The sequence below is a fragment of the Nocardioides sp. SLBN-35 genome, assembly GCF_006715725.1.
Taxonomy (GTDB): Bacteria; Actinomycetota; Actinomycetes; order Propionibacteriales; family Nocardioidaceae; genus Nocardioides.
In genome coordinates this window covers 1876749-1897756 of the sequence record NZ_VFNU01000001.1, presented here as the reverse complement: position 1 = coordinate 1897756, position 21008 = coordinate 1876749, and the positions used below count along the sequence as shown (strand labels likewise).

25 protein-coding genes and 3 tRNA genes are annotated in these 21008 nt (G+C 72.7%); 17 read left to right on the top strand and 11 right to left on the bottom strand.

Going from position 1 to position 21008, the window contains the following annotated elements; translation table 11 throughout:
• Positions 1-45: 45 nt before the first annotated feature.
• Positions 46-486, top strand: coding sequence for a universal stress protein (locus tag FBY23_RS09240; RefSeq protein ID WP_141797876.1), 441 nt, complete (start codon positions 46-48; stop codon positions 484-486).
• A 109-nt stretch (positions 487-595) separates the two neighbouring features.
• A complete protein-coding gene (locus tag FBY23_RS09235) occupies positions 596-1936 on the top strand; it encodes an NAD-dependent malic enzyme (protein WP_141800951.1) in 1341 nt (446 codons plus the stop codon).
• A gap of 6 nt (positions 1937-1942) precedes the next feature.
• Here FBY23_RS09235 and FBY23_RS25930 read toward each other — a convergent pair whose 3' ends face one another.
• Both FBY23_RS25930 and FBY23_RS09230 read right to left on the bottom strand, forming a co-directional pair.
• On the bottom strand, positions 1943-2080 hold the full coding sequence (locus FBY23_RS25930) for a hypothetical protein (RefSeq protein ID WP_160158198.1): 138 nt from the start codon (positions 2078-2080) through the stop codon (positions 1943-1945).
• Entirely contained in the window at positions 2077-2586 is a 510-nt protein-coding gene (locus tag FBY23_RS09230; RefSeq protein ID WP_174245197.1) for a DUF4396 domain-containing protein, read from the bottom strand. Before FBY23_RS09230 ends, FBY23_RS25930 begins: the two co-directional genes overlap by 4 nt.
• Before the next feature lie 109 nt (positions 2587-2695).
• On the opposite strand from FBY23_RS09230, the gene FBY23_RS09225 reads away from it, so the two are divergent.
• From FBY23_RS09225 to FBY23_RS09210, 4 genes are all read left to right on the top strand, one after another.
• A tRNA-Arg gene (locus tag FBY23_RS09225) sits at positions 2696-2772 on the top strand.
• Positions 2773-2889: 117 nt separating this feature from the next.
• Positions 2890-3561: a FadR/GntR family transcriptional regulator gene (locus tag FBY23_RS09220; protein WP_141797875.1), complete on the top strand. Its 672-nt coding sequence runs from the start codon at positions 2890-2892 to the stop codon at positions 3559-3561.
• On the top strand, positions 3558-4364 hold the full coding sequence (locus FBY23_RS09215; RefSeq protein ID WP_141797874.1) for an ABC transporter ATP-binding protein: 807 nt from the start codon (positions 3558-3560) through the stop codon (positions 4362-4364). The genes FBY23_RS09220 and FBY23_RS09215 overlap by 4 nt, the downstream gene beginning before the upstream one ends.
• 39 nt (positions 4365-4403) lie before the next feature.
• On the top strand, positions 4404-5060 hold the full coding sequence (locus FBY23_RS09210) for a hypothetical protein (protein WP_141797873.1): 657 nt from the start codon (positions 4404-4406) through the stop codon (positions 5058-5060).
• Positions 5061-5289: 229 nt separating this feature from the next.
• Here the strand turns inward: FBY23_RS09210 and FBY23_RS09205 are convergent, their stop codons facing one another.
• From FBY23_RS09205 to FBY23_RS09190, 4 genes are read right to left on the bottom strand one after another with little or no spacing between them, the layout of a single operon-like run.
• Positions 5290-6456, bottom strand: a complete 1167-nt coding sequence (locus FBY23_RS09205) for an acyl-CoA dehydrogenase family protein (RefSeq protein WP_141797872.1) — start codon at positions 6454-6456, stop codon at positions 5290-5292.
• A complete protein-coding gene (locus FBY23_RS09200) occupies positions 6453-7481 on the bottom strand; it encodes an adenosine deaminase (protein ID WP_260805847.1) in 1029 nt (342 codons plus the stop codon). Before FBY23_RS09200 ends, FBY23_RS09205 begins: the two co-directional genes overlap by 4 nt.
• Before the next feature lie 46 nt (positions 7482-7527).
• Complete coding sequence (locus FBY23_RS09195; protein ID WP_141797871.1) at positions 7528-8271, bottom strand: thioredoxin domain-containing protein; 744 nt, start codon at positions 8269-8271, stop codon at positions 7528-7530.
• Positions 8271-8780, bottom strand: coding sequence for a MauE/DoxX family redox-associated membrane protein (locus FBY23_RS09190; RefSeq protein ID WP_141797870.1), 510 nt, complete (start codon positions 8778-8780; stop codon positions 8271-8273). Before FBY23_RS09190 ends, FBY23_RS09195 begins: the two co-directional genes overlap by 1 nt.
• An 80-nt stretch (positions 8781-8860) precedes the next feature.
• On the opposite strand from FBY23_RS09190, the gene orn reads away from it, so the two are divergent.
• The 3 genes from orn (at position 8861) to FBY23_RS09175 (ending at position 10577) form a co-directional block, all read left to right on the top strand.
• Positions 8861-9496, top strand: a complete 636-nt coding sequence (gene orn / locus FBY23_RS09185) for an oligoribonuclease (protein WP_141797869.1) — start codon at positions 8861-8863, stop codon at positions 9494-9496.
• A 49-nt stretch (positions 9497-9545) separates the two neighbouring features.
• Positions 9546-9621: transfer RNA gene (locus FBY23_RS09180), tRNA-His, on the top strand.
• 95 nt (positions 9622-9716) lie between these two features.
• Complete coding sequence (locus tag FBY23_RS09175; protein ID WP_141797868.1) at positions 9717-10577, top strand: helix-turn-helix domain-containing GNAT family N-acetyltransferase; 861 nt, start codon at positions 9717-9719, stop codon at positions 10575-10577.
• Positions 10578-10589: 12 nt separating this feature from the next.
• Here FBY23_RS09175 and FBY23_RS09170 read toward each other — a convergent pair whose 3' ends face one another.
• Positions 10590-11543 carry a pirin family protein gene (locus FBY23_RS09170; RefSeq protein WP_141797867.1) on the bottom strand — a complete coding sequence of 318 codons (954 nt, stop codon included), beginning with the start codon at positions 11541-11543 and terminating at the stop codon, positions 10590-10592.
• 89 nt (positions 11544-11632) lie between these two features.
• Between FBY23_RS09170 and FBY23_RS09165 the strand changes: the two genes are divergently transcribed.
• From FBY23_RS09165 to FBY23_RS09140, 7 genes are all read left to right on the top strand, one after another.
• On the top strand, positions 11633-13207 hold the full coding sequence (locus tag FBY23_RS09165; RefSeq protein ID WP_141797866.1) for an NAD(P)/FAD-dependent oxidoreductase: 1575 nt from the start codon (positions 11633-11635) through the stop codon (positions 13205-13207).
• Positions 13208-13238: 31 nt separating this feature from the next.
• A complete protein-coding gene (locus FBY23_RS09160) occupies positions 13239-13592 on the top strand; it encodes a VOC family protein (protein ID WP_141797865.1) in 354 nt (117 codons plus the stop codon).
• Positions 13589-14032, top strand: coding sequence for a MarR family winged helix-turn-helix transcriptional regulator (locus FBY23_RS09155; RefSeq protein WP_141797864.1), 444 nt, complete (start codon positions 13589-13591; stop codon positions 14030-14032). Before FBY23_RS09160 ends, FBY23_RS09155 begins: the two co-directional genes overlap by 4 nt.
• A gap of 65 nt (positions 14033-14097) precedes the next feature.
• A tRNA-Lys gene (locus FBY23_RS09150) sits at positions 14098-14170 on the top strand.
• A gap of 71 nt (positions 14171-14241) precedes the next feature.
• A complete protein-coding gene (locus FBY23_RS25925) occupies positions 14242-15072 on the top strand; it encodes a glycerophosphodiester phosphodiesterase family protein (protein ID WP_160158197.1) in 831 nt (276 codons plus the stop codon).
• Positions 15073-15116: 44 nt separating this feature from the next.
• Positions 15117-16562 carry a serine/threonine-protein kinase gene (locus FBY23_RS25920; RefSeq protein WP_160158196.1) on the top strand — a complete coding sequence of 482 codons (1446 nt, stop codon included), beginning with the start codon at positions 15117-15119 and terminating at the stop codon, positions 16560-16562.
• Between the two features lie 58 nt (positions 16563-16620).
• Positions 16621-17331 carry a GAF and ANTAR domain-containing protein gene (locus FBY23_RS09140; RefSeq protein WP_141797862.1) on the top strand — a complete coding sequence of 237 codons (711 nt, stop codon included), beginning with the start codon at positions 16621-16623 and terminating at the stop codon, positions 17329-17331.
• A 7-nt stretch (positions 17332-17338) separates the two neighbouring features.
• Here the strand turns inward: FBY23_RS09140 and FBY23_RS25915 are convergent, their stop codons facing one another.
• A complete protein-coding gene (locus tag FBY23_RS25915) occupies positions 17339-17503 on the bottom strand; it encodes a hypothetical protein (protein WP_160158195.1) in 165 nt (54 codons plus the stop codon).
• A gap of 128 nt (positions 17504-17631) precedes the next feature.
• Here FBY23_RS25915 and FBY23_RS09135 point away from each other — a divergent pair, with 128 nt between their 5' ends.
• Positions 17632-18057: an SRPBCC domain-containing protein gene (locus tag FBY23_RS09135; protein ID WP_141797861.1), complete on the top strand. Its 426-nt coding sequence runs from the start codon at positions 17632-17634 to the stop codon at positions 18055-18057.
• 213 nt (positions 18058-18270) lie between these two features.
• On the opposite strand, the gene FBY23_RS09130 is transcribed toward FBY23_RS09135, so the two are convergent.
• Genes FBY23_RS09130 through FBY23_RS09120 form a run of 3 tightly spaced genes read right to left on the bottom strand, consistent with a single transcriptional unit; the run spans position 18271 to position 20999 of the window.
• Positions 18271-19260, bottom strand: a complete 990-nt coding sequence (locus FBY23_RS09130; RefSeq protein WP_141797860.1) for a YafY family protein — start codon at positions 19258-19260, stop codon at positions 18271-18273.
• A complete protein-coding gene (locus FBY23_RS09125) occupies positions 19257-20189 on the bottom strand; it encodes a WYL domain-containing protein (protein ID WP_141797859.1) in 933 nt (310 codons plus the stop codon). Before FBY23_RS09125 ends, FBY23_RS09130 begins: the two co-directional genes overlap by 4 nt.
• Positions 20190-20219: 30 nt before the next feature.
• On the bottom strand, positions 20220-20999 hold the full coding sequence (locus FBY23_RS09120; protein WP_141797858.1) for a crotonase/enoyl-CoA hydratase family protein: 780 nt from the start codon (positions 20997-20999) through the stop codon (positions 20220-20222).
• Positions 21000-21008 lie beyond the last annotated feature (9 nt).

The window sequence follows — 21008 nt, the reverse complement described above, 5'->3', positions numbered from 1 at the left end:
GTCACGCTAGGTTGTGCCCCCAGCAGACGCGAACAGGAGAGAGCGATGGCGGACAAGACGATCGTGACAGGGGTGGACGGCAGCGAGACCGCGACGGCGGCGGCCGAGCGGGCGGCCGTGCTCGCCGGTGCCCTGGGCGCGCGGCTGCACGTGGTCTCCGCCTACGGGAAGTTCGAGCAGGAGACCGTGAAGATCGGCAGCGACACGATGTACCTCAGCTCCGAGAAGGATGCCGAGGACGTCGCCGCCAAGATCACCACGACCCTGCGTGCGGCGTACCCGGACGTCCAGATCACGAGCGGCGCCGCGGAGGGCAAGCCCGGTGAGGCGCTGGTCGCGACCGCCGAGGCCCTGGGCGCGGACCTGATCGTGGTCGGCAACAAGCGGGTCCAGGGCATCGCGGGGCGGGTGCTCGGCAGCATCGCGCGCGACGTCGCGGCGCACGCCTCCTGCGACGTGTACGTCGCCCACACGCACCAGAAGTAGTCCGGGACGTCGGCCCGGGGTTGCCTGCGACTTCCGAGTAACCCCGGGGCGGGTCGAGACTGGGACCGTGCCCTCCAAGACCGCCACTGCCTCGTCGTACTCCATCACGATGCGCCTGCACACCACCGTCGACCACGGTGTCGTGGGCGAGGTCGCCACAGCCATCGCCAGCGCGGGCGGGATGGTGACCGCGATCGACGTCGCCGACTCGAGCGCGCACCGCCTCACCGTCGACGTCACCTGCTCGGCCGCCGACGCCGAGCACGCGGCCGAGCTCCAGGCCGCCGTCGCCGCGGTCGAGGGCGTCGAGGTCCACAAGGTCTCGGACCGGACCTTCCTGATCCACCTCGGCGGCAAGATCGAGGTCGCCTCCAAGGTGCCGCTGCGCACCCGCGACGACATGTCACTGGCCTACACCCCCGGCGTGGGCCGGGTGTCGATGGCGATCTACGAGAACCCCGACGACGTACGCCGCCTGACCATCAAGGGCAACGCCGTCGCCGTCGTCACCGACGGCTCGGCGGTGCTCGGCCTCGGCAACATCGGCCCCGGCGCCGCGCTGCCGGTGATGGAGGGCAAGGCCGCGCTGTTCAAGCGCTTCGGCGAGATCGATGCCTGGCCGATCTGCCTCGACACCCAGGACACCGACGAGATCGTGCGCGCGGTCGAGCTGATCGCGCCCGGGTTCGGCGGCATCAACCTCGAGGACATCGCCGCCCCGCGCTGCTTCGAGATCGAGGCCCGGCTGCGCGAGAGCCTCGACATCCCCGTCTTCCACGACGACCAGCACGGCACCGCGATCGTGGTCCTCGCCGCTCTCACCAACGCGCTGCGCGTGGTCAAGAAGGAGATCGGTACGGCGCGCGTCGTCGTCTCCGGCGGCGGCGCGGCCGGCACCGCGATCGTCAAGCTACTGCTCGCCGCCGGCGCGCACGACGTCGTCGTGATCGACCGGCACGGCGCGCTGGTCGAGGGTGACGCCGGGTTGTCCGAGGCGCACCAGGAGCTGGCCGCGCTGACCAACCGGGACCGTCGTACCGGCGGGTTGCAGCAGGTGCTCGAGGGCGCCGACGTGTTCATCGGCGTGAGCGCCCCCGGCATCCTCAAGCCCGAGTGGATCCAGTCCATGGCCGCCGACCCGGTCGTGTTCGCCCTCGCGAACCCCGACCCCGAGGTCGACCCGGCCGCCGCCGCCAGGTTCGCGGCGGTCGTGGCCTCGGGCCGCTCCGACTTCCCCAACCAGATCAACAACGTGCTCGCCTTCCCGGGCGTGTTCCGGGGCCTCCTCGACGCCCGGGCCTCCGAGGTGACCATGGAGATGATGCTGCGGGCCGCGGCGGCCATCGCGCACGTCGTGCGCGACGAGGAGCTGAACGCGTCGTTCATCATGCCGTCGGTGTTCCACCCCGAGGTGCACCACGCGGTGGCGGCGGCGATCGCCGGGCACTGAGCCGGGTCAGCGCACCTGCACGACGGCGGGGCGGTCCACTCCGTGGGCCGGCCCGTCGTCCTTCTCCAGCTCGGCGGCGGTCGAGACGACCAGGCCGCCGAGCAGGAAGCCGATCACGCCGGCGGCGAGGGTGGTGACGTTCATGCGTGGTGCTCCGATCCGTGGGCGTGGTGGTCTGCGTGGTGGTCTGCGTGGCCGTCGGCGCCGTGGGTGCCGTGGGCGCCGTGGTGGAGGGCGTGGCCCTTGCCGCGGTCGATGAGGTAGCGGTTGACCGGGAAGGCGGCCAGGAACGCCGCCGAGAGGGCGATCATCATCCCGAGCCAGAAGACCGGGTCGACCAGACCCGCGTCCATCGCGCCGGGGATCGCGGCCATCACCGCGTTGTCGACGATCTCCATCACGATGATCGAGATCGTGTCGGCGGCCAGGACCAGCTTGAGCGCCTTGCCCAGGCCCATGCCGGCACCGACCAGCGGCAGCGACGAGAGCGCGTAGCCGAACACGAACGCCAGGCCGATCGCCAGCGCCATGGTCTGCAGGTTCGACAGGCCGACCGCCGCGCCGATCATCAGGCCGGCGATCTCCCCGATCGCGCAACCGGTCAGGCAGTGCAGGGTGGCGCTGGCGGCGATGGCGTTGCGGGGGTTCATGGCTGCTCCGTTCCGTGTGACCTCACAAGAGCGAACCTAATACCCCCTAGGGGTATTCCGCAATCGGCATTCCGATCCCGCCCGGTCACAGCGGTACCCTCGTCGCTCTGCCTCCGTAGCTCAGCTGGATAGAGCAAGGGCCTTCTAATTCCTGGGTCGCAGGTTCGAATCCTGCCGGGGGCGCCAGCGAGGAGTCGGGTGGGCGAGGGTGACCGCTGGGTCACTCTCACCCGCCCGACGCCAGGCGAAGTCGAGTATCCTTTCCGCAGCCACTCCTCAGACAAGTAGACAAGGCTGCAGCCCATGCCCGCACAGGTACGACGCGAGCCGCTCGCCGACCAGGCGGCGGAGCTGCTCCTCGCGCGGATCCGCGCGGGCGAGTGGCGGCTCGGGCAGCGGCTGCCCGGGGAGACCACGCTGGCGCCGCAGCTGGGCGTGGGGCGCTCGACGGTGCGGGAGGCGATCCGGCAGCTGGCGGGACGCGGCCTGCTCACCACGCGCCAGGGCGCGGGGGTCTTCCTCACCGCGCTCGACGTGCGCGAGGACTGGGACCTCGTGCTGCGGCGGGCCGACATCGTCACGGTGATCGAGGCGCGCACCGCGATCGAGGCCGAGGCGGCCGCGCTGGCAGCCGAGCGGCGTACGCCGACCGAGCTGCGCGCGATCCGGCGAGCTCTGGCCGACCGGGCCGAGCGCCGTACCGACATCGAGGCCCACGTCGACGCCGACATGGCCTTCCACCGGGCCGTCGTGGTGGCGGCCCACAACCCCGTCCTGGTCGAGCTGTTCGACGGCTTCGTGCCGCGCAGCCGGGCCGCGATGGTCGAGATGCTGCGGCTGCGACCGGGCTTCGACCACGTCACCGACCACGACGCGCACGACCAGCTGTGCCGGGCGATCGCCGAACGCGACGCCGCGTCCGCGGCCCTGCTGAGCCGCACCCACCTCACCTCGCTCAAGGAGAGCCTGACATGAGCAGCACCGTCCTCGACCTCACCGACGTCGTCTTCCGCCGCGGCGGCAGCGAGATCCTGCACGGTGTCGACCTCACCGTCCGCGCGGGCGAGCACTGGGCACTGCTCGGCCCGAACGGCGCGGGGAAGAGCACGCTGCTCGGGTTCTGCAGCGCGCAGGTGCACCCGACGTCCGGGACGGTCGACGTGCTCGGCAAGCGCCTGGGCCGGGTCGAGCTGCAGGAGCTGCGTCGCCACATCGGGCACGTCAACCCGCGCCACCCGCTGCAGACCGCTCTCACCGTGCACCAGGTCGTGCTCACCGGGATCACCGGCACCGTCGAGCTGCCGATGCGCTGGGCGCCGACCGACGAGCAGGCCCGCACTGCCGACGAGCTGATCGCCGAGGTCGGCCTCGCCCACCGCCGCGACGCCCGCTGGCCGCACCTCTCGCAGGGTGAGCGCGGCCGGGCTCTCATCGCCCGAGCGCTCCTCGCGCAGCCGCAGCTCCTGCTGCTCGACGAGCCGACGACCGGCCTCGACGTGGCGGCCCGCGAACAGCTGCTGACGGTCCTCGACCGGCTGGCTCACACCGCGCCGGAGGTGGCCTCGGTGCTGGTCACCCACCACCTCGAGGAGCTGCCGACCACCACGACCCACGCGCTGCTGCTCGCGCACGGCCAGGTCGTCGCGGCCGGCCCGGTCGCCGAGACGGTGACGACCGAGACGATCACCCGCACCTTCGAGCACCCGATCGAGGTCGACCACGACGGCGGCCGCTGGCGTGCCCGGGCGCTGCCGCCGGCCCGCCTGCACAGCGCATAGCGATCGCTGAGCAGCCCACGACCGGGTACCGCCCCGGTCATGAGCTCCGTGATCAACGCCGCAGCCGACCTGGCCGGCCACGCCCTGTCCACCCTCACCCGCGGAGTCGCCGCGCTCCGCCCCCCGTCGGAGAAGCCGCTGCATCCCGAGGGCAAGATGTACGCCGGCCGCCTGGTCCGGGCCGGGTCCGACTCCCCGATCGGCGTGCCGTGGATCGACCAGGCCGGCGAGGACGAGGTGACGGTCCGAGTGTCGCGGGCGGTCGGGCTGCCCGGCCGGGTGCCGGACGTCCAGGGTCTCGCGCTGCGGCTGCGCGAGGGCCCGACCGGGTCCGGCGACCTGCTGCTCGCCAGCACCGGCTGGAACCCGGTGACCCGCCACCTGCTGCTACCGGCATGGAGCGCGCACACGCCGCTCACCTCGCTGCTGCCCTACCGCAGCCCGGCGGGACCGCTGGTGATCGGTGCGCAACCTGTCGACGTCCGCGGCTACCACCTGTCCTGGGCCACCGTCGGCCGGGAGTGGCACCGCTTCGCCGACCTGACCCTGGAGACGGCCCTGCCGCCCGAGGACGAGGTCTCGTTCGACCCGGTGGTCAACCCGCTGCCGGGACTGCAGCAGTACTCGTGGGTGGAGCAGCTGCGCGAGCACTCGTACGCGACCGCCCGGAGACTGCGGCGCGCCTCCCCCGGCTGACCCGGCGCCCGACGTACAAAGGAACCAGCCCCGCGGGAGGTATGAGCCCCGTGGGGCTCGTTCGTCCTTAGCCTGGATCCGCGAACGGCCACCTACTACGCGGCCCCACGGGCACGCCCTGGCGGCGTTGCAGACACTCGACAGTGCAACCAGACTGCCCTCGTGCCTGCGCCTTGCCAGCCCGCACCCGTAGCGCCGCTCGCTACGGCGCCCGTCCACGGATCCAGGCTTACCGGAACGCCGCCTCGCCGGTCAGCGCGCGGCCGATGACGAGCTGGTGGACCTCGCTGGTGCCCTCGTAGGTCAGCACCGACTCGAGGTTGTTGGCATGCCTCATGACCGGGTACTCCAGCGTGATCCCGGCCGCCCCGAGGATCGTGCGACACTCCCGCGCGATCGCGATCGCCTCGCGCACGTTGTTGAGCTTGCCGAGGCTGACCTGCTCGGCCGCCAGGCGCCCGGAGTCCTTGAGCCGGCCCAGGTGCAGCGCCAGCAGCATCCCCTTGCCGAGCTCGAGCGACAGGTCGGCGAGCTTGGCCTGCGTGAGCTGGTACGACGCCAGCGGCTTGTCGAAGATCTCCCGGTCCTTCGCGTACGAGATCGCCGTGTCCAGGCAGTCGCGCGCCGCACCGAGCGCACCGAACACGATCCCGAACCGCGCCTCGTCCAGGCACGACAGCGGGCCGCGCAGGCCGCGCACGTCGGGGAACACCGCCGAGCCGGGCAGCCGGACGTCCTCGAGCACCAGCTCGGAGGTCACCGACGCCCGCAACGACATCTTCTTCTTGATCTCCGGCGCCGAGAAGCCCTCCGTCGACGTCGGTACGACGAACCCGCGGATCCCCTCCTCGGTCTGCGCCCACACCACCGCGACGTCGGCGACCGAGCCGTTGGTGATCCACATCTTGTTGCCGCTCAGCACCCAGCCGTCGCCGTCGCGCACCGCGCGGGTCCGCATCCCCGCCGGGTTGGAGCCGAAGTCGGGCTCGGTCAGCCCGAAGCAGCCGATCGCCTCGCCTCTCGCCATCCGCGGCAGCCAGGTCTCCTTCTGCTCGTCCGATCCCCACTTCCAGATCGCGAACATCGCCAGCGAGCCCTGCACCGAGACCAGCGAGCGCAGGCCGGAGTCGGCCGCCTCGAGCTCGAGGCACGCGAGGCCGTACGCCGTCGCACTGGTCCCCGCGCAGCCGTAGCCCTCAAGGTGCATCCCCAGCACCCCGAGCCCGCCGAGCTCGAGCGCCAGGTCCCGCGCGGGGATGGTGGCCGACTCGTACCAGTCGGCGACGTGGGGGCGCACCTTCGCCTCCACGAACGCGCGCACGGTGGCGCGCATCGCGACCTCCTCCTCGGACAGGAGGGAGTCGATGTCGAACAGCTCGAACGGCGACCGGCTCATCGCGCACCTGCGGCGTACGACGCGACCTCGGCCCGGAGCCGCCCCTTCACGTCGTCGGGGGCGAAGGACGCGTCCACCCCGGCGAGCGCGAGGTCGACCAGGCCGGACTCGTCGAGGCCGAGCAGGTCGGCGGCGATCTCGTACTCGCGGTTGAGGGTGGTGCCGAACATCGGCGGGTCGTCGGAGTTGATCGTCACCACGACACCGGCCTCGACGAACGCCGGCAGCGGGTGCTCGGCGAGCGAGGCGACCGCACGGGTGGCGACATTGGAGGACGGGCAGACCTCGAGCGGGATCCTGTGCTCGGCGAGGTGGGCCAGGAGCGCGGGATCGGCGGCCGCGGAGGTGCCGTGCCCGATCCGCTCGGCGCCGAGGTCGCGCAGCGAGGTCCAGATCGTCTCCGGGCCCGTGGTCTCGCCGGCGTGCGGGACCGAGTGCAGCCCGGCGGCCCGGGCCGCCTCGAAGTGCGGGACGAACCAGTCGCGCGGCACTCCGATCTCGGGCCCGCCGAGCCCGAACGCCACCAGGCCCTCGGGCGCGTGGTCGAGCGCGAAGCCCAGGGTCGCGTCGGCGGCCGGGACCCCCGACTCCCCCGGGACGTCGTAGATCCAGCGCAGCACCAGGCCGAAGTCACGCTCCGCGGCGACCCGCGCGTCCTCGATCGCCTCGGTGTAGGCCTCGATCGGCATCCCGCGGTCGGGATCGTCGGGCAGCACGGAGGTGTACGGCGTGCAGGTGAGCTCGGCGTACCGGACCGACTGCCCCTCGTGGAGCTCGCGGGCGATCTCGTAGGTGAGGTAGCGGACGTCCTCGGGCGTGCGGACCAGGTCGACGACCGCGAGGTAGACCTCGATGAAGTGGGCGAAGTCGCGGAACGCGAAGAAGTCGCGCAGCAGGTCCGGGTCCGAGGGGACCGTGCCCGGATGGCGCGCGGCCAGCTCGGACACGATCCGCGGTGAGGCGGAGCCGACGTGGTGGACGTGGAGCTCGGCCTTGGGCAGGCCCGCGACGAAGTTGCTCAGCACGCGCCGATCCTGCCAGCCGGAACCGCTCCCGGTCACCCGGGTCGGCTCACTCCAGCTCGGAGACCAGGTTGGTGGCGAGCTCCTGCACGGTGCGGCCGTCCTGGAAGACCTTGCCGTCGAGCAGGATCGTCGGCGTACCGGTGACACCGGCCTTGGACGCCTCGGCGGTCGCCTCGTCGACCCAGCTCTTCTTGGAGAGGTTCTCGATGCCGTCGCGGACGTCGCTCTCGGTGGCCCCGGCCTCGACGGCGAGGTTCACCAGGTCGTCGTTCGTCACCGCGCCCGGGTCCTCCTCGGACGGCTGGTTCTCGTAGAGCAGGTCGTGGAACTTCTTCGCGACGTCGGCTCCCGACTTCTCCAGGACCAGCGCGAAGGCGTTGGTCGCGCGGATCGGGTAGTCGCCGAGCCGGCTGAGCAGGTCGAAGGGTCGGTACTCGACGCGCACCTTGCCGTCGGCGGCGAGCCGGGCGAGGTCGTCCCGGGTCGCCTTCTCGAGCTGGCCGCAGAACGGGCACAGGAAGTCCTCGTAGATCACGACGTCGTGCGGCGCGTCCGACGGCCCGATCGCGACGCCGTAGTCGCTCTCGGCACTGACCGCCTGCTCGAGCTTCTTCTGGTCCTTGTCCTGCTGCCACAGGCTGACGGCGATCGCCCCGCCCACGATCAGGATCATCGCCAGCGCGACACCACCGATCGTGAGGATCCGGCGCCGGGCCTCCCTCTTCTTCTGGGCGGCCCGCAGCTCGGCGGCCTTCTGCACGCGCGCACTGGCCTTCGAGTTGGACGACATCAGCTCACAGCTCCTTCGGTGGCCCGCTCCTCGGGCCGGTGGACGAACAACAGGGCGTCGAGGGACAGCCGGGTCCGGCGCAGGGACGCGACGAGCAGGGACGCGGCCAGCAACGCGACGTCGCGCGCGATCTCCCAGGGGTACGCCGACGTCGCACCCGCCTTGGTCCCGCCGCCACCGAAGCAGCCGCAGTCGATCTCGATGCCGCGCGCCCACACCGAGGAGATGCCGACCACGAACGCCAGGAACAACAGCGCCGAGATCACCGCGGCGCCCCGCGTGAACACACCGAGCACGAGCGCCAGCCCGACGACCAGCTCGACGGCGGGCAGCGCGATCCCGACCGCCTCGGCGACCGAGGACGGCAGCAGCTGGTAGGCACGCACCGCGTTGATGCTCGCGGTCGGCTCGGTGATCTTCAGCCCACCGGCCACGATCCACACGACGCCGGTCACCAGACGAGCCGCCAGACCCGCCCAGGCCAGCGTCGATCGACCGGTGTCCCTCATGCCGGTGAGGCTAGCCGGGTCCGCTGAGCGGCTCCTGAGAACGCCCCGGGTGCGTTGCCGAGCGCGTAGTGTCCTCCCTCGTGAACGAACGACTCGTGTGGATCGACTGCGAGATGACCGGGCTCGACCTGGGGGCCGACGCCCTCATCGAGGTGGCGGCACTGGTGACGGACTTCGACCTCAACGTCCTCGGCGACGGCGTCGACGTCATCATCAAGCCGCCCGCGGAGGCACTCGACCAGATGATCGAGTTCGTCCGGAACATGCACGAGACCTCGGGCCTGCTCGCCGAGCTCGACCGGGGCGTGACGCTGCGGGAGGCCGAGGAGCAGGTGATGACCTACCTGCGCGAGCAGTGCGGCCCCGACAGCCGTCCCCCGCTCGCCGGCAACTCGGTGGCGACCGACCGCGGCTTCGTGGCCCGCGACATGGCCGAGCTCGACGCCTTCCTGCACTACCGGATCGTCGACGTGTCGTCGATCAAGGAGCTCTCGAAGCGCTGGTTCCCCCGCGCGTACTTCAACGCGCCCACCAAGCGCGGCAACCACCGCGCCCTGGCCGACATCCAGGAGAGCATCGAGGAGCTGCGCTACTACCGCGACACGGTCTTCGTTCCCCTGCCCGGCCCCGACTCCGACGCGGCCAAGGACGCGGCCGCACGGCACGGCGGCTCGATCACCGGCCTCGGTGGCCACGTTTCCGGCACCGATTCCTGATTCGGCAGCGCTACCCTCTACACTCGTCCCCGGCTCGCAAGAGTCGATGGTGGGTATAGCTCAGCTGGTAGAGCGCTGCGTTGTGGTCGCAGATGTCGCGGGTTCAAGTCCCGTTACTCACCCCAACGAGGTCGGCCCCGGTTCCGCTGGAACCGGGGTCGGACCGCTTTTCGGCGCACCCACCGTTGGCCCACGGCCATTGTCTGACTAAAGTCAGAGAATGCTCACGGACGTGCTGCGCCGCTTCAACCGGACCTACACCCAACGCATCGGCGTGCTCGACGAGTCCTTCCTCGGCACCGGCCGGCCGCTCGCGGTGTCGCGGCTGCTGTTCGAGGTCGGCCGCTCCCCCGCGGTGAGCGTGCGGGCACTGCGTGACCGGCTCGACCTCGACTCCGGCCACCTGTCGAGGCTGCTGCGCCGCCTCGAGGCCGAGGGCCTGGTCGCGACCGAGCCCGACCCGGACGACCGCCGCCGCCGGGTCGTGCGCCTCACGCCCGCCGGCGAGGCGGCGTACGACGACCTCGAGCGCCGCTCGGAGGAACGCGCCGCCAGCCTGGTCGCACCGCTGACCCCGCGCCAGCAGGAGCGACTGGCCGAGGCACTGCGCACCGCCGACCTGCTGGTGCGCGCGGCGACCGTCCGGCTCGACGAGGTGCCGACCGACCACCCGCTGGCCCGGGACGCGACCCGGCGCTACGTCGCCGAGCTCGACGCACGGTTCCCCGACGGCTTCGACCCGGGCGGGCCGGACGCCCGCGAGCCGGGCGCGACGTACGTCATCGCGACCTCGGACGGCGAGCCGGTCGCGTACGGCGGGATCCGCCCGGTGCTCGACGACGAGACGGCCGAGATCAAGCGGATGTGGGTTCACGCCGACTGGCGCGGGGCCGGGCTGGGCGCGCGGATGCTGCGCCACCTGGAGTCGCTCGCCGCCGCACAGGGCCACCGCCGCGTCGTGCTCGACACGAACGGGACCCTGCGCGAGGCGATCGCGATGTACGAGCGCTCCGGCTACGCGCGGGTGGAGCGCTACAACGACAACCCGTACGCCGAGGCGTTCTTCGCCAAGGCGCTGTAGGCACGGCCTGGGTCAGCCGCCGATCGGAAGCCCGAACCGGCCCTTCTGGAAGTCCTCGTAGGCGGCCATCACCTCGGCCTTGGTGTTCATCACGAACGGACCGGCCCACGCGATCGGCTCGCGGATCGGCTGGCCGCCGACGACGATGACGTCGAGCTTGGGCGAGCGGCTCTCCTGCCGGCCGTCGGCGGTGATCGTGAGGTAGTCGCCGGCACCGAGGACAGCGGTCTGGCCGGTGTGCATCGGGCTCGGCTCGGTGGCACCGACGGTGCCTGAGCCGTTGAGGACGTAGACCAGCGCGTTGTAGTCGACCTGCCACGGCAGGTCGAGCCGGGCGCCGGGCTCGATGGTGGCGTGCACGAGCGTCATCGGGCTGTACGTCGAGCCCGGGCCGGCGTGTCCGTCCACGTTGCCGGCGATGACCCGGACCAGCGATCCCGCGTCGTCGCTGGCGAGCAGCGCGACCTCGCCGGAGCGGATGTCCTGGTAGCGCGGGTCGTTCATCTTGTCGGTCTTCGGCAGGTTGACCCACAGCTGGATGCCGTGGAACAGGCCGCCGGCCTGGACCAGCCACTCCGGCGGCGTCTCGATGTGCAGCAGCCCGCTGCCGGCGGTCATCCACTGGGTGTCGCCGTTGGTGATGCTGCCGCCACCGCCGTGGCTGTCCTGGTGGTCGAAGACGCCGTCGATGATGTAGGTGACGGTCTCGAAGCCGCGGTGCGGGTGCCAGGGCGTGCCCTTCGGCTCACCCGGCGCGTACTCCACCTCGCCCATCTGGTCCATCATGATGAACGGGTCGAGGTGCTTCATGTCGATACCGGCGAACGCGCGCCGCACCGGGAAGCCCTCCCCCTCGTAGCCCTGCGGAGCGGTGGTCACCTGCCAGACCGGGCGCGGCTGGTCGCCGAGGCCCGGCGTCCTCAGGCGCGGCAGGACAGTCAGGTCGTCGACGGTGATGGCGGGCATCGCATCCACCTCCAGGTGGCTGGTCGGGTTGGTTGCCATGTCAACCATAACGCACCGTGGGGCATTCCCGCACCCCTAGAGTGCGAGCCATGACCAGGGGGAAGTACGACGTCGTCGTCGTGGGCGCCGGCCACAACGGCCTGACCGCGGCGGCCTACCTCGCGCGGGCCGGACTCTCGGTGCTGGTGCTCGAGCGGCTCGCCCACGTGGGCGGTGCAGCGGTCTCCGCGCAGGCGTTCCCCGGCTTCCCGACCCGGCTCTCGCGCTACTCCTACCTGGTCTCGCTGCTGCCCGAGCGAGTGGTGGCCGACCTGGGGCTCGACCTGCGGCTGGTGAGCCGGCCGACGGCGTCGTACTCCCCGACGGTGCGCGAGGGTCGTGCCACCGGGCTGCTCGTCGAGCGGGCCGAGGGCGAGGCCACGCGGGCGTCCTTCCGGGAGCTGACCGGGTCCGACGACGAGTACGCCGCCTGGCGGGCGTTCTACGACGGCGTCTCCGGGCTGGCGCGGGCCGTCGCGCCCACCCTGACCGAGCCGCTCGCGACCGACGCCGCGCTCCGCGCGCAGGTGGACCCGGACATCTGGCGCGACGTCGTCGAGCAGCCGATCGGCGCGGCGATCGGGCGCCGGTTCCGCGACGACCTGGTCCGCGGCGTCGTCGGCACCGATGCGCTCATCGGCACCTTCGCCTCGCTGCACGACCGGTCGCTGGTCCAGAACCGGTGCTTCCTCTACCACCTGATCGGCAACGGGACCGGCGAGTGGCGGGTGCCCGTGGGCGGGATGGGCGCGGTCACCGACGCGCTGGCGCGTGCGGCTGCCGACGCCGGGGCCGAGCTGGTCACCGGTGCCGGCGTGAGCGCGATCCGGCCCGGCGACCCGGCCACGGTGACCTGGCACGACGGGGCCCGGGAGCACACGCTGGAGGCCGCGCACGTGCTGGCCAACGTGGCGCCTTGGGTGCTGCGTATCCTGCTCGGCGAGGACGAGGACCCCGCGACCAAGCCGGAGGGCGCCCAGCTCAAGGTCAACCTGCTGCTCTCGCGGCTGCCGCGGCTGCGCTCCGGCATCGACCCCGAGGTCGCCTTCGCCGGCACCCTGCACCTCGCCGAGACCGCCGCCGACCTCGAGGTGGCCTGGGCGGCCGCCCAGCGCGGCGAGCTGCCCGACCCGCTGCCCGGCGAGGTCTACTGCCACTCGCTGACCGACCCGTCGATCCTCGGCGACGTACCGCCCGGCACCCACACCCTGACCTACTTCGGCCTCCACACGCCCGCCCGGCTGTTCGCCGCCGACCCGGACGGGATGCGCGCCGAGGCGCTGCGCCGGGCGATCGCGTCGCTCGACGCCGTGCTCGAGGACCCGATCGACTCCGTCGTGCTGCGTACGCCGGCCGGCGAGCCCTGCATCGAGGCGAAGATCCCGCAGGACATCGAGGCCGACCTCGCCATGCCGGGCGGCCACATCTTCCACGGCGACCTCGAGTGGCCGTGGGCACCCGCCCGGGCCCGGCTCGAGACTCCCGGCGAGCGGTGGGGCGTGCAGACCGGCCACCCCGGCGTGCTCCTGTGCGGGTCGGGCGCCCGCCGCGGCGGCGCGGTGTCCGGACTGGGCGGCCACAACGCCGCGCACGCGGTGCTCGAGGCCACCGGGCGGCGAGATTGACAGGAGCCTGTCAATCGCCCACGATCGGACCATGACCCCGACCGTGACCCTGCGGCGCATCGTCGTCTCCGTGACCAGCATCGAGCGGGCGCTCGCCGTCTACGCCGACGCCCTCGGCCTCGAGGTGGCGCGCAGAGCCCCGGGCCTCGCCTGGCTGACGAGCGCCGACGGGGTCGAGCTGATGCTGCACGAACGGCCCGCCACCGCGTCGGACACGGCTGTCGCCGTGGGCTTCGCGACCACGGCCCTGGACGACACCGTCACGCGCTGGGTCGCGGCCGGCGGTGCCGTCGCCGATCCCGCCGCCCCGCAGCCGTGGGGCGAGCGGATGGCCGTGCTCCGCGACGCCGACGGGCACCTGGTGTGCCTGAGCGAGAGCGCATGACCGCCGCGAGGTCGCTGGTCGAGCTGGTCGACGAGGTGTTCCGGCTCGCCGACGCCTTCACGAGGGCGGGCGACCGGATCGTCGCGGAGGACGGCCTGACCGCGTCGCGCTGGCTGACCCTCGGCGCCGTGGCCCACGGCCCCCTCAGCGTCGCCGGCATCGCGCGGCGCCGCGGCATGCGCCGCCAGTCCGCCAACGAGTCCGTGGCCCAGCTCGAGGCCGCCGGCCTGGTCGTCCGCGCCCCGGACCCCACCGACGCCCGGGCGCCGTTGGTCCACCTCACCGACGAGGGACGCCGCGCCCTCGAGCGGATCCGGCCGCGGCGCATCGCCTGGGCCGAGCGCACGTCCGAGGTCGCGACGGCCGACGAGCTCGAGGCTGCCGTCGACCTGCTCCGGCGGGTGCGGGAGGTGCTGACGGACGCGGAGGACGCCGGATGAGCCATCGGCGATTTCACCCGGATCGCACTACGCTGGTAATGTTCCATCTCGCGTTCAGACGCAAGGCGCCATTAGCTCAATTGGCAGAGCAGCTGACTCTTAATCAGCGGGTTCGGGGTTCGAGTCCCTGATGGCGTACCGAACAGAAGGGGCCCGGTCGCAAGACCGGGCCCCTTCTGCGTGCCCGTCCCGATCGACCCAGGAGAGCCGTGCGCACCACCTCGCTGCTCGTCGCCGCCCTGCTGGCCCTCGGCATCCTCGGCTCGGCCCCGACGGCGGCCCGGGCCGACGAGACACCCGCGCCGACCGGCACGTCGCCGGCCGGTGTCCGCACCTTCGAGGTGGTCGCCCACCGGGGCGCGATCGGACGCCTCCGCACCGAGAACGGCCTGCGCGCCCTGCGCCATGCCGCAGCCCTCGGCGCCGACCGGGCCGAGCTCGACGTACGCCCGACGGCGGACGGGCGCCTGGTCGTGATGCACGACGCCCGCCTGGACCGCACGACCGACTGCCGTGGCCGGGTCATCGCCCGGACCCTGGCCCGGATCCAGAGGTCCTGCCGGCTGCGCGACGGCGGCGAGGTCCCCTCACTGGAGTCGTACGCCGCCGAGGCGCGGCGACTCGGGGTCGGGCTGCTCGTCGAGCTCAAGCTGGCGCCCGGCTGGCGCAGGAAGACCTGGCACTACCTGCGCGACACCCTGGCCGACGTCGACGCCCGACTGCTGTCGTTCAGGCCCGCGCTGCTGCACCGCGCCGCGAAGGCGCTGCCCGACGTACCGACGATCTGGATCGCCCACCGCTTCCGGCCGAGCGTCCGCCAGGTCCGCAGGACGGCCGACGGGGTGTCCCTCGACCCGCGGTTCGTGACCCCGCGGCTGGTCCGGCAGATGCGGACCGCGGGGCTCCACGTCCTCGGGCAGGTGTCGAACCGGCCCACCGACTGGCTGCGCTACGTGCGTGCCGGAGTCGACAGCGGCAGCACCGACCGCACGGCCGGCCTGGTCCGCTGGTGGCACCGGCGCCAGCCCGTCGCGGACTGAGCCTGGCGTCCCTCCCGCACCCGGCCTCACCTACGCTTCCCGGCGTGGAACCGACCCAGCGTGCCCTCCTCCTGCCCGGCGTCGAGCTGATCGAGGAGATCGGTCGCGGCGGCTTCGCCAAGGTGTGGCGGGGGCGGCAGCTCGCGGTCGAGCGCGACGTCGCGGTGAAGATCGACGACCGGGTCCTCGACGACGACGCCAACCGGCGGCGGTTCGTACGCGAGGCCACGGCGGTGAGCCGGATCAGCGGGCACCCGCACGTGGTGTCGCTCATCGACGTCGGCGTGACCCGCGACAACCGGCCGTACCTGGTCATGGAGCTGTGCACGAACGGCAGCCTCGCGACCTACCTCGCCCAGCACGGGCCGATGACGCCCGGCGAGGCGGTCGAGGTCGGGCTCGCGGTCACCAGCGCGCTCGCCGCCGCCCACGAGGCCGGGATCCTGCACCGCGACATCAAGCCCGGCAACATCCTGATCGACGCCTGGGGCACGCCCCGGCTCTCCGACTTCGGGCTGGCCGCGCTTCCCCAGCCCGGCCAGGACCCGTCGGTGAGCCTCGAGGCGCTGACCCCGGCGTACGCGTCCCCGGAGGCGTTCTCCTTCTCGCCGCCGGCGCCGCAGTCCGACGTGTTCTCCATGGGCGCGACGCTGCATGCCATGATCTGCGGCGCCTCGCCGCGCCGGTCCGTCGACGGCAGCCCGGTCCCGATCGACCAACTGCTCGCGAACCTGCACGCCGAGCTGCCCGACCCGGGTGTGCCGGGCAGCGAGGCGCTGATGCAGGTGATCCGCACCGCGACGGCGTACGACGCCGCGCACCGCTACCCCACGGCCCGCGAGCTCCACGAGGCGCTGCGCGCGATCCGGCCCGGGGGCGCGACCGACACGGACGGGATCGTGGTGGGCGGACCCGAGGCCGCCTTCACCCAGCTGCGGCCACCGGCTCCCGCCCCCCGTGCGGTCGCTCCCCCGCCGGCCCGGCGCCGGTGGCCGATCTCCCTGGCGGCCGCCGTCGTCGGCCTCGGGCTCGGGGGCCTCGGCGGCTACCTGCTCGCCCCCGACGCCACCGACGCCACCGACGGCACCGGGCCGACGGCACGCGGACAGGCGCCGGATGCGGAGACGGTCGCCGAGGACCCCGGGATCGACCCGCTGACCGGCGCCCCGGAGCTCGGCTCCTGCTACAGCGGCGTCCAGCAGATCGGCCAGGCGCTGAGCGCCACCAAGGGCGAGTGCGCCGAGGACAACTGGTTCACCTTCGCGGTCGGGGAGCTCGCCGCGACGACGAACGACGTGACGACCGACGCCGTCGACGCGGACAGCGAGGCCGCGGCCACCTGCACCGCCGACACGCTGCGCGGCTACGACGCCGACACCGGCGGCACCCGCCCGAAGGGCAGCTACGACGTGTTCGTGCTGCCACCGAGCGGCACGGCGTTCCTCCAGGGCCAGCGCTGGTTCGCGTGCCTGGCCCGGCTGACCTCCTGAGCCCGGGCTGACCTCCGGTCCGGCGGGTACCTCCAGGCCCGATTCCCAGGAGGTACCCGTGCTCCACGACAGCACCCGGATCGCGTCCGCCCTCACCGAGGCGGCCCGCTCGATCGACAGCCACCGTTCGCTGGACGACACGCTCGACGCCATCGTCCGGGCGGCCCAGCAGACGGTGCCCGGCTTCGAGCACGTCGGCATCTCGATCACGCACGGCGGCGGTCGCATCGAGACCCGGTCGGGGACCGGGCGGCTGGTCTGGGACATCGACGAGCTGCAGTACAAGCTCGGTGAGGGTCCCTGCTACGACGCGATCACGTCGGGCGGGGTCACGACCATGGACGACATCGCGGCCGAGCAGCGCTGGCCGCGGTACGTCGAGGAGGCGGCCCGGTTCGGCCTCAGCGCCCAGATGGGCCTCCAGCTCTACAACGACGAGAGCACGCTCGGCGGCCTGAACTTCTACTCGGCGAACCCCGGGATCGACCCGGACGCGATCCAGCTCGCCGAGCTGTTCGCCGCGCACGCCTCGATCGCCCTCGGCCGGGCCCGGCACGAGCACCAGCTCAACGAGTCGGTGACCACGCGGCAGGCGATCGGGACCGCGGTCGGCATCATCATGGAGCGCTACCGCATCCCCGAGGACCGCGCGTTCCAGTTCCTGGTGCGCGCGAGCAGCACCGGCAACGTCAAGCTGCGCGCCATCGCCCAGGAGGTGGTCGACTCGGCGAACCGGGACTTCGCCGTACCGCCGCCGGAGGGCGGGTGAGGATCGCTCAGTCGACCTGGAGCACCTGCTCGGACGGGAACCACTGGGTCTGGACGTGCCCCTCGGCCTCGTAGGTGACGAGCGCCTTGAGCCGCTGGCTGTCCCACTTGAGCACCAGCCCGGGCACGGGTGGACCGTCGACGCTGACCTGGACCTCGACCTGCTCGGACATGCGGGCTCCTGCTGCGCGGAGGGGTCGAGCGACCCCCGGCGCAGCCCGCGTCCTGAGCTGCGGTGTCCACGCTACCGGTAGGCCGGTGGGGGCCGGTTGCCGGACCGCGGTCCGGGTAACGCGGGGCCATGGACACCACGACCGCAACTGCCCACGTCCAGGTCTCCGCGTCGCCCGCCCAGGTCTGGCAGGCGCTCACCGAGCCCGAGCAGATCCGCGCCTACCTCTTCGGCGCCGAGGTCGACACCACCTGGGAGCCCGGCACCCCGATCACCTGGCGGGGCGAGTACGACGGCCGCCCGTTCGAGGACAAGGGCGAGGTGCTGGAGGTCGATGAGGGACGGCGTCTCGTCGTCACCCACTTCAGCCCGCTGACGGGCAAGCCGGACCGTCCCGAGAGCTACCACCACGTCACGTGGACGCTGCGGGACGGCGGCGACCACACCGACGTCACGGTCGAGCAGTCGCTCACCGAGGGCGAGCAGGAGGCACCGTCGCGGGAGAACTGGACCAACGTGCTGCGCCAGCTCAAGGAGCACGTCGAGCGCGGTTGACGGGCCAGACCGCCTTGTAACTAAGTGTTACATCGCCGAATCGGGCACCACAGCTCCGAGGTAGTGGCCAGAGCACCGAGGTAGATGAGCCATCGGCCGGCGCCCTGCACTTCCATGCCGTCTCACCGACTACCACGGTGCTGTGGCCACTACCCGGGCACTGTTGCTGCGATTTTCGCGACGTAACACTTAGTTACAAGCGACCGCGCCGCCTCACGACGTGTGGTGCACCAGCAGCTCCTCGGCGAGCACCACGCCGGCGGTGTCGAGCGAGGGCGGGTCGAGGACGGTGGCGGTGGGGCCGGCGGTGAGCAGCAGCCGGCCGACCCGGTCCTCGACGGGCGGGAGCAGGTCCAGGTCGACCACGACGTCGCGCTCGTCGTCCTCGACGAAGGTGACCTGCTCGGCGTAGAAGTCCGCCACCCACCGCGACTGCTGGGGCAGCAGCACCCGCACGCGGGTGGTCGCGCGCTGGCGGCCCAGGTGGTCGGCGAGGTCGTCGGGTACGGCGAAGGTCCGGTCGAGCAGGTCGACCGAGCGGATGTTGGAGAGCAGGTAGGTGCGGATCCGGCCCTGGTCGTCGACCGGTCCGGCGTCGACCTCCCAACCGCGGCGGGTCTGCACCAGCCGGTAGGGCTCGATCTCGCGCTCGGTGACACCAGGCTCCCAGGCCCGGGAGTAGACGATCCGGACGGCCCGGTGCTCGTCCTGGGCACGGCGGAGTTCGGGCAGCAGGCGGTTCCAGGCGGCGACCCGGGGCACCTCGGCGTCGTCGGGGGCCGCCTCGCCGAACATGGTGCGGGCGAGCACGTCGAGTGCCTCGGCGAGCTCGGCGTTGTCGGGCTCGATGTCGAGCAGCGCCTGGGCGGCGGCGTGGACGCGGCCGAGCTCGCCGGCGTCGACGTACTCGACACCGAGGTCGATCGGGCTCTCGGAGACCAGCCGCACGATGTCGGCGGTCCCGGGGTCCTCGGTGACCCCGTCGGAGCCGAGGAACTCCAGCACCTCGGGCCGTGAGAGCCCCCACACGCCGCCGACGTCGGCGGTGTAGAAGGCCAGCAGGTCCTCGCGGAGCTCGGCCTCGGTGGTGTCGAACTCCTCGGCCAGGTCGGGCAGGGAGAGCCCGTCGGGGTGGGCCGCGAGCCGGGCGAACACCTCGGGCAGCCGGGCGATCCGGACGACGTACTTCGGGACGTTGCTCATGCTCCGGCCTCCTCGCCGCGTGCGGCCGCCAGGAAGGCGACCAGGTCGGCCCGGGCCTGCGCGGGGCCCTCGACCCGCACCCGGTCGTCGAGCTCGACCAGCCGGGCGTGCAGGGCGGCGCGGTGCGTGACCCGGTAGCGCAGCAGCACGTCGTCGCCGTCGGTCTCGACCGCGACCGGCTCGCCGAGCCACCGGCGTACGTCGGGCTCGAAGTCGGCCGCGGCACGCAGGGTGACCTCGACGGGCGGGTCGATCTCCCACGACATCGGGTGCAGCGCCACGTGCCGCGTCGGCGGCACGGGCCGCGCGGAGCCGGGGTCCTCGACGTCGACGTCGAGCATCCGCGACACCACGAAGGTCTTCAGCGGAGCCTCGGCGCGCTCGGCGTCCTCGACCCCGCGCAGGTACCACACGCCGTTCTCGGTCCGGACCGACTCGGGATGCACGACGCGCTCGATCCCCTTGTAGCCGAACCGGAGCAGCCTCTGGTCGCGGACGGCGTCGACGACGAGCCGCAGCGAGTCGGGGACGGGGAGATGGAGCGTGGCGCCGGCGGTCTCCCCCGCGCCGGTCGCGGCCGCCAGACCGAGGCGTTGCACCAGGTCGCCGTCGTCGGCGAGCAGCATCGCCCGGCGCAACGCCGCCTGCTGGCCGAGCGAGAGCCGCACCCGCAGCCGGTTGTCGACGGTGGTCATCCGGTACCAGGCCGGCTGGCCCGGCGGTGCGACGTTCTCGATGCGCCAGCCCTGGTGCTCGAGGTGGCGGATGTCGCGCTTGAGCTGGTCGTGGCCGGGCGTGTCGGGGAAGCCGGCCACCGCGTTGAGCCGCTCGGCGCTCACCCCCTGCTGCGGGTTCGCCTGCAGCATCGCGGCGATCCGCACCAGCCGCTCCATCGGTCCGCGCTGGTCCCGTCCCGGGCCGTTCGCCACCGCTGTCCCCCTGTCCCCTGTCGTGCCCCGTCAGCCGTCGAACGCGCCGTGCCGGCCCGCCCCGCCGGCGAAGCGCGTCGCCCCCGCGAGGGTATCCGCGCTCAGCGAGCGGAGTCCGTGTTTCCACTCCAGCGCCAGCGCGTCGTCGAGGTCCAGGCCGTGCTGTCCGTACGACGACAGCCGGTCCTCGCGCAGGCAGGTCTGCGGGAACCCGGCGAGCTGCTCGGCCAGGGTCACGGCCTCGGCCAACGCTGCGCCGGGGGCCGAGACCCGGTTGGCCAGGCCCATCCGCAGCGCCTCCTCGGCGCCGACCTCGCGGCCGGTGAGGATGAGGTCGAGGGCGTGGGAGTGGCCGATCAGGCGTGGCAGCCGGATGGTGCCGCCGTCGATGAGCGGCACGCCCCAGCGTCGGCAGAACACGCCGAACGCGGCGGCCGGGTCGACGACCCGCAGGTCGCACCACACCGCGAGCTCGAGGCCGCCGGCGACGGCGTAACCCTCCACGGCTGCGACGACCGGCTTCGACAGCAGCATCCGGGTCGGCCCCATCCCCGCCGGGCCGGCGTCCGCTCCGTCGCCGGGTGCGCCCACGTCGACGCGGCCCTCGGACACCGCCTTGAGGTCGGCCCCGGCGCAGAAGACCCCGCCGGCTCCGTGCAGGACGGCGACCGAGGCGCTGTCGTCGGCGTCGAAGGCCGTGAACGCCTCGGTCAGCAGGCGGGCGTGCTCCGCGTCGACCGCGTTGCGCACCTCGGGACGTGACAGCGTCACGACGGTGACGGGACCGCGCTTCTCCACCTCGACGGACATGCCCCCGAG

Coding starts and splice junctions, on each gene's coding strand:
- FBY23_RS09240 (WP_141797876.1), top strand. CDS start 46: ATGGCGGACAAGACGATCGTGACAGGGGTGGACGGCAGCGAGACCGCG.
- FBY23_RS09235 (WP_141800951.1), top strand. CDS start 596: ATGCGCCTGCACACCACCGTCGACCACGGTGTCGTGGGCGAGGTCGCC.
- FBY23_RS25930 (WP_160158198.1), bottom strand. CDS start 2,080: ATGAACGTCACCACCCTCGCCGCCGGCGTGATCGGCTTCCTGCTCGGC.
- FBY23_RS09230 (WP_174245197.1), bottom strand. CDS start 2,586: ATGAACCCCCGCAACGCCATCGCCGCCAGCGCCACCCTGCACTGCCTG.
- FBY23_RS09220 (WP_141797875.1), top strand. CDS start 2,890: ATGCCCGCACAGGTACGACGCGAGCCGCTCGCCGACCAGGCGGCGGAG.
- FBY23_RS09215 (WP_141797874.1), top strand. CDS start 3,558: ATGAGCAGCACCGTCCTCGACCTCACCGACGTCGTCTTCCGCCGCGGC.
- FBY23_RS09210 (WP_141797873.1), top strand. CDS start 4,404: ATGAGCTCCGTGATCAACGCCGCAGCCGACCTGGCCGGCCACGCCCTG.
- FBY23_RS09205 (WP_141797872.1), bottom strand. CDS start 6,456: ATGAGCCGGTCGCCGTTCGAGCTGTTCGACATCGACTCCCTCCTGTCC.
- FBY23_RS09195 (WP_141797871.1), bottom strand. CDS start 8,271: ATGTCGTCCAACTCGAAGGCCAGTGCGCGCGTGCAGAAGGCCGCCGAG.
- FBY23_RS09190 (WP_141797870.1), bottom strand. CDS start 8,780: ATGAGGGACACCGGTCGATCGACGCTGGCCTGGGCGGGTCTGGCGGCT.
- FBY23_RS09175 (WP_141797868.1), top strand. CDS start 9,717: ATGCTCACGGACGTGCTGCGCCGCTTCAACCGGACCTACACCCAACGC.
- FBY23_RS09170 (WP_141797867.1), bottom strand. CDS start 11,543: ATGCCCGCCATCACCGTCGACGACCTGACTGTCCTGCCGCGCCTGAGG.
- FBY23_RS09165 (WP_141797866.1), top strand. CDS start 11,633: ATGACCAGGGGGAAGTACGACGTCGTCGTCGTGGGCGCCGGCCACAAC.
- FBY23_RS09160 (WP_141797865.1), top strand. CDS start 13,239: ATGACCCCGACCGTGACCCTGCGGCGCATCGTCGTCTCCGTGACCAGC.
- FBY23_RS09155 (WP_141797864.1), top strand. CDS start 13,589: ATGACCGCCGCGAGGTCGCTGGTCGAGCTGGTCGACGAGGTGTTCCGG.
- FBY23_RS25915 (WP_160158195.1), bottom strand. CDS start 17,503: ATGTCCGAGCAGGTCGAGGTCCAGGTCAGCGTCGACGGTCCACCCGTG.
- FBY23_RS09135 (WP_141797861.1), top strand. CDS start 17,632: ATGGACACCACGACCGCAACTGCCCACGTCCAGGTCTCCGCGTCGCCC.
- FBY23_RS09130 (WP_141797860.1), bottom strand. CDS start 19,260: ATGAGCAACGTCCCGAAGTACGTCGTCCGGATCGCCCGGCTGCCCGAG.
- FBY23_RS09120 (WP_141797858.1), bottom strand. CDS start 20,999: ATGTCCGTCGAGGTGGAGAAGCGCGGTCCCGTCACCGTCGTGACGCTG.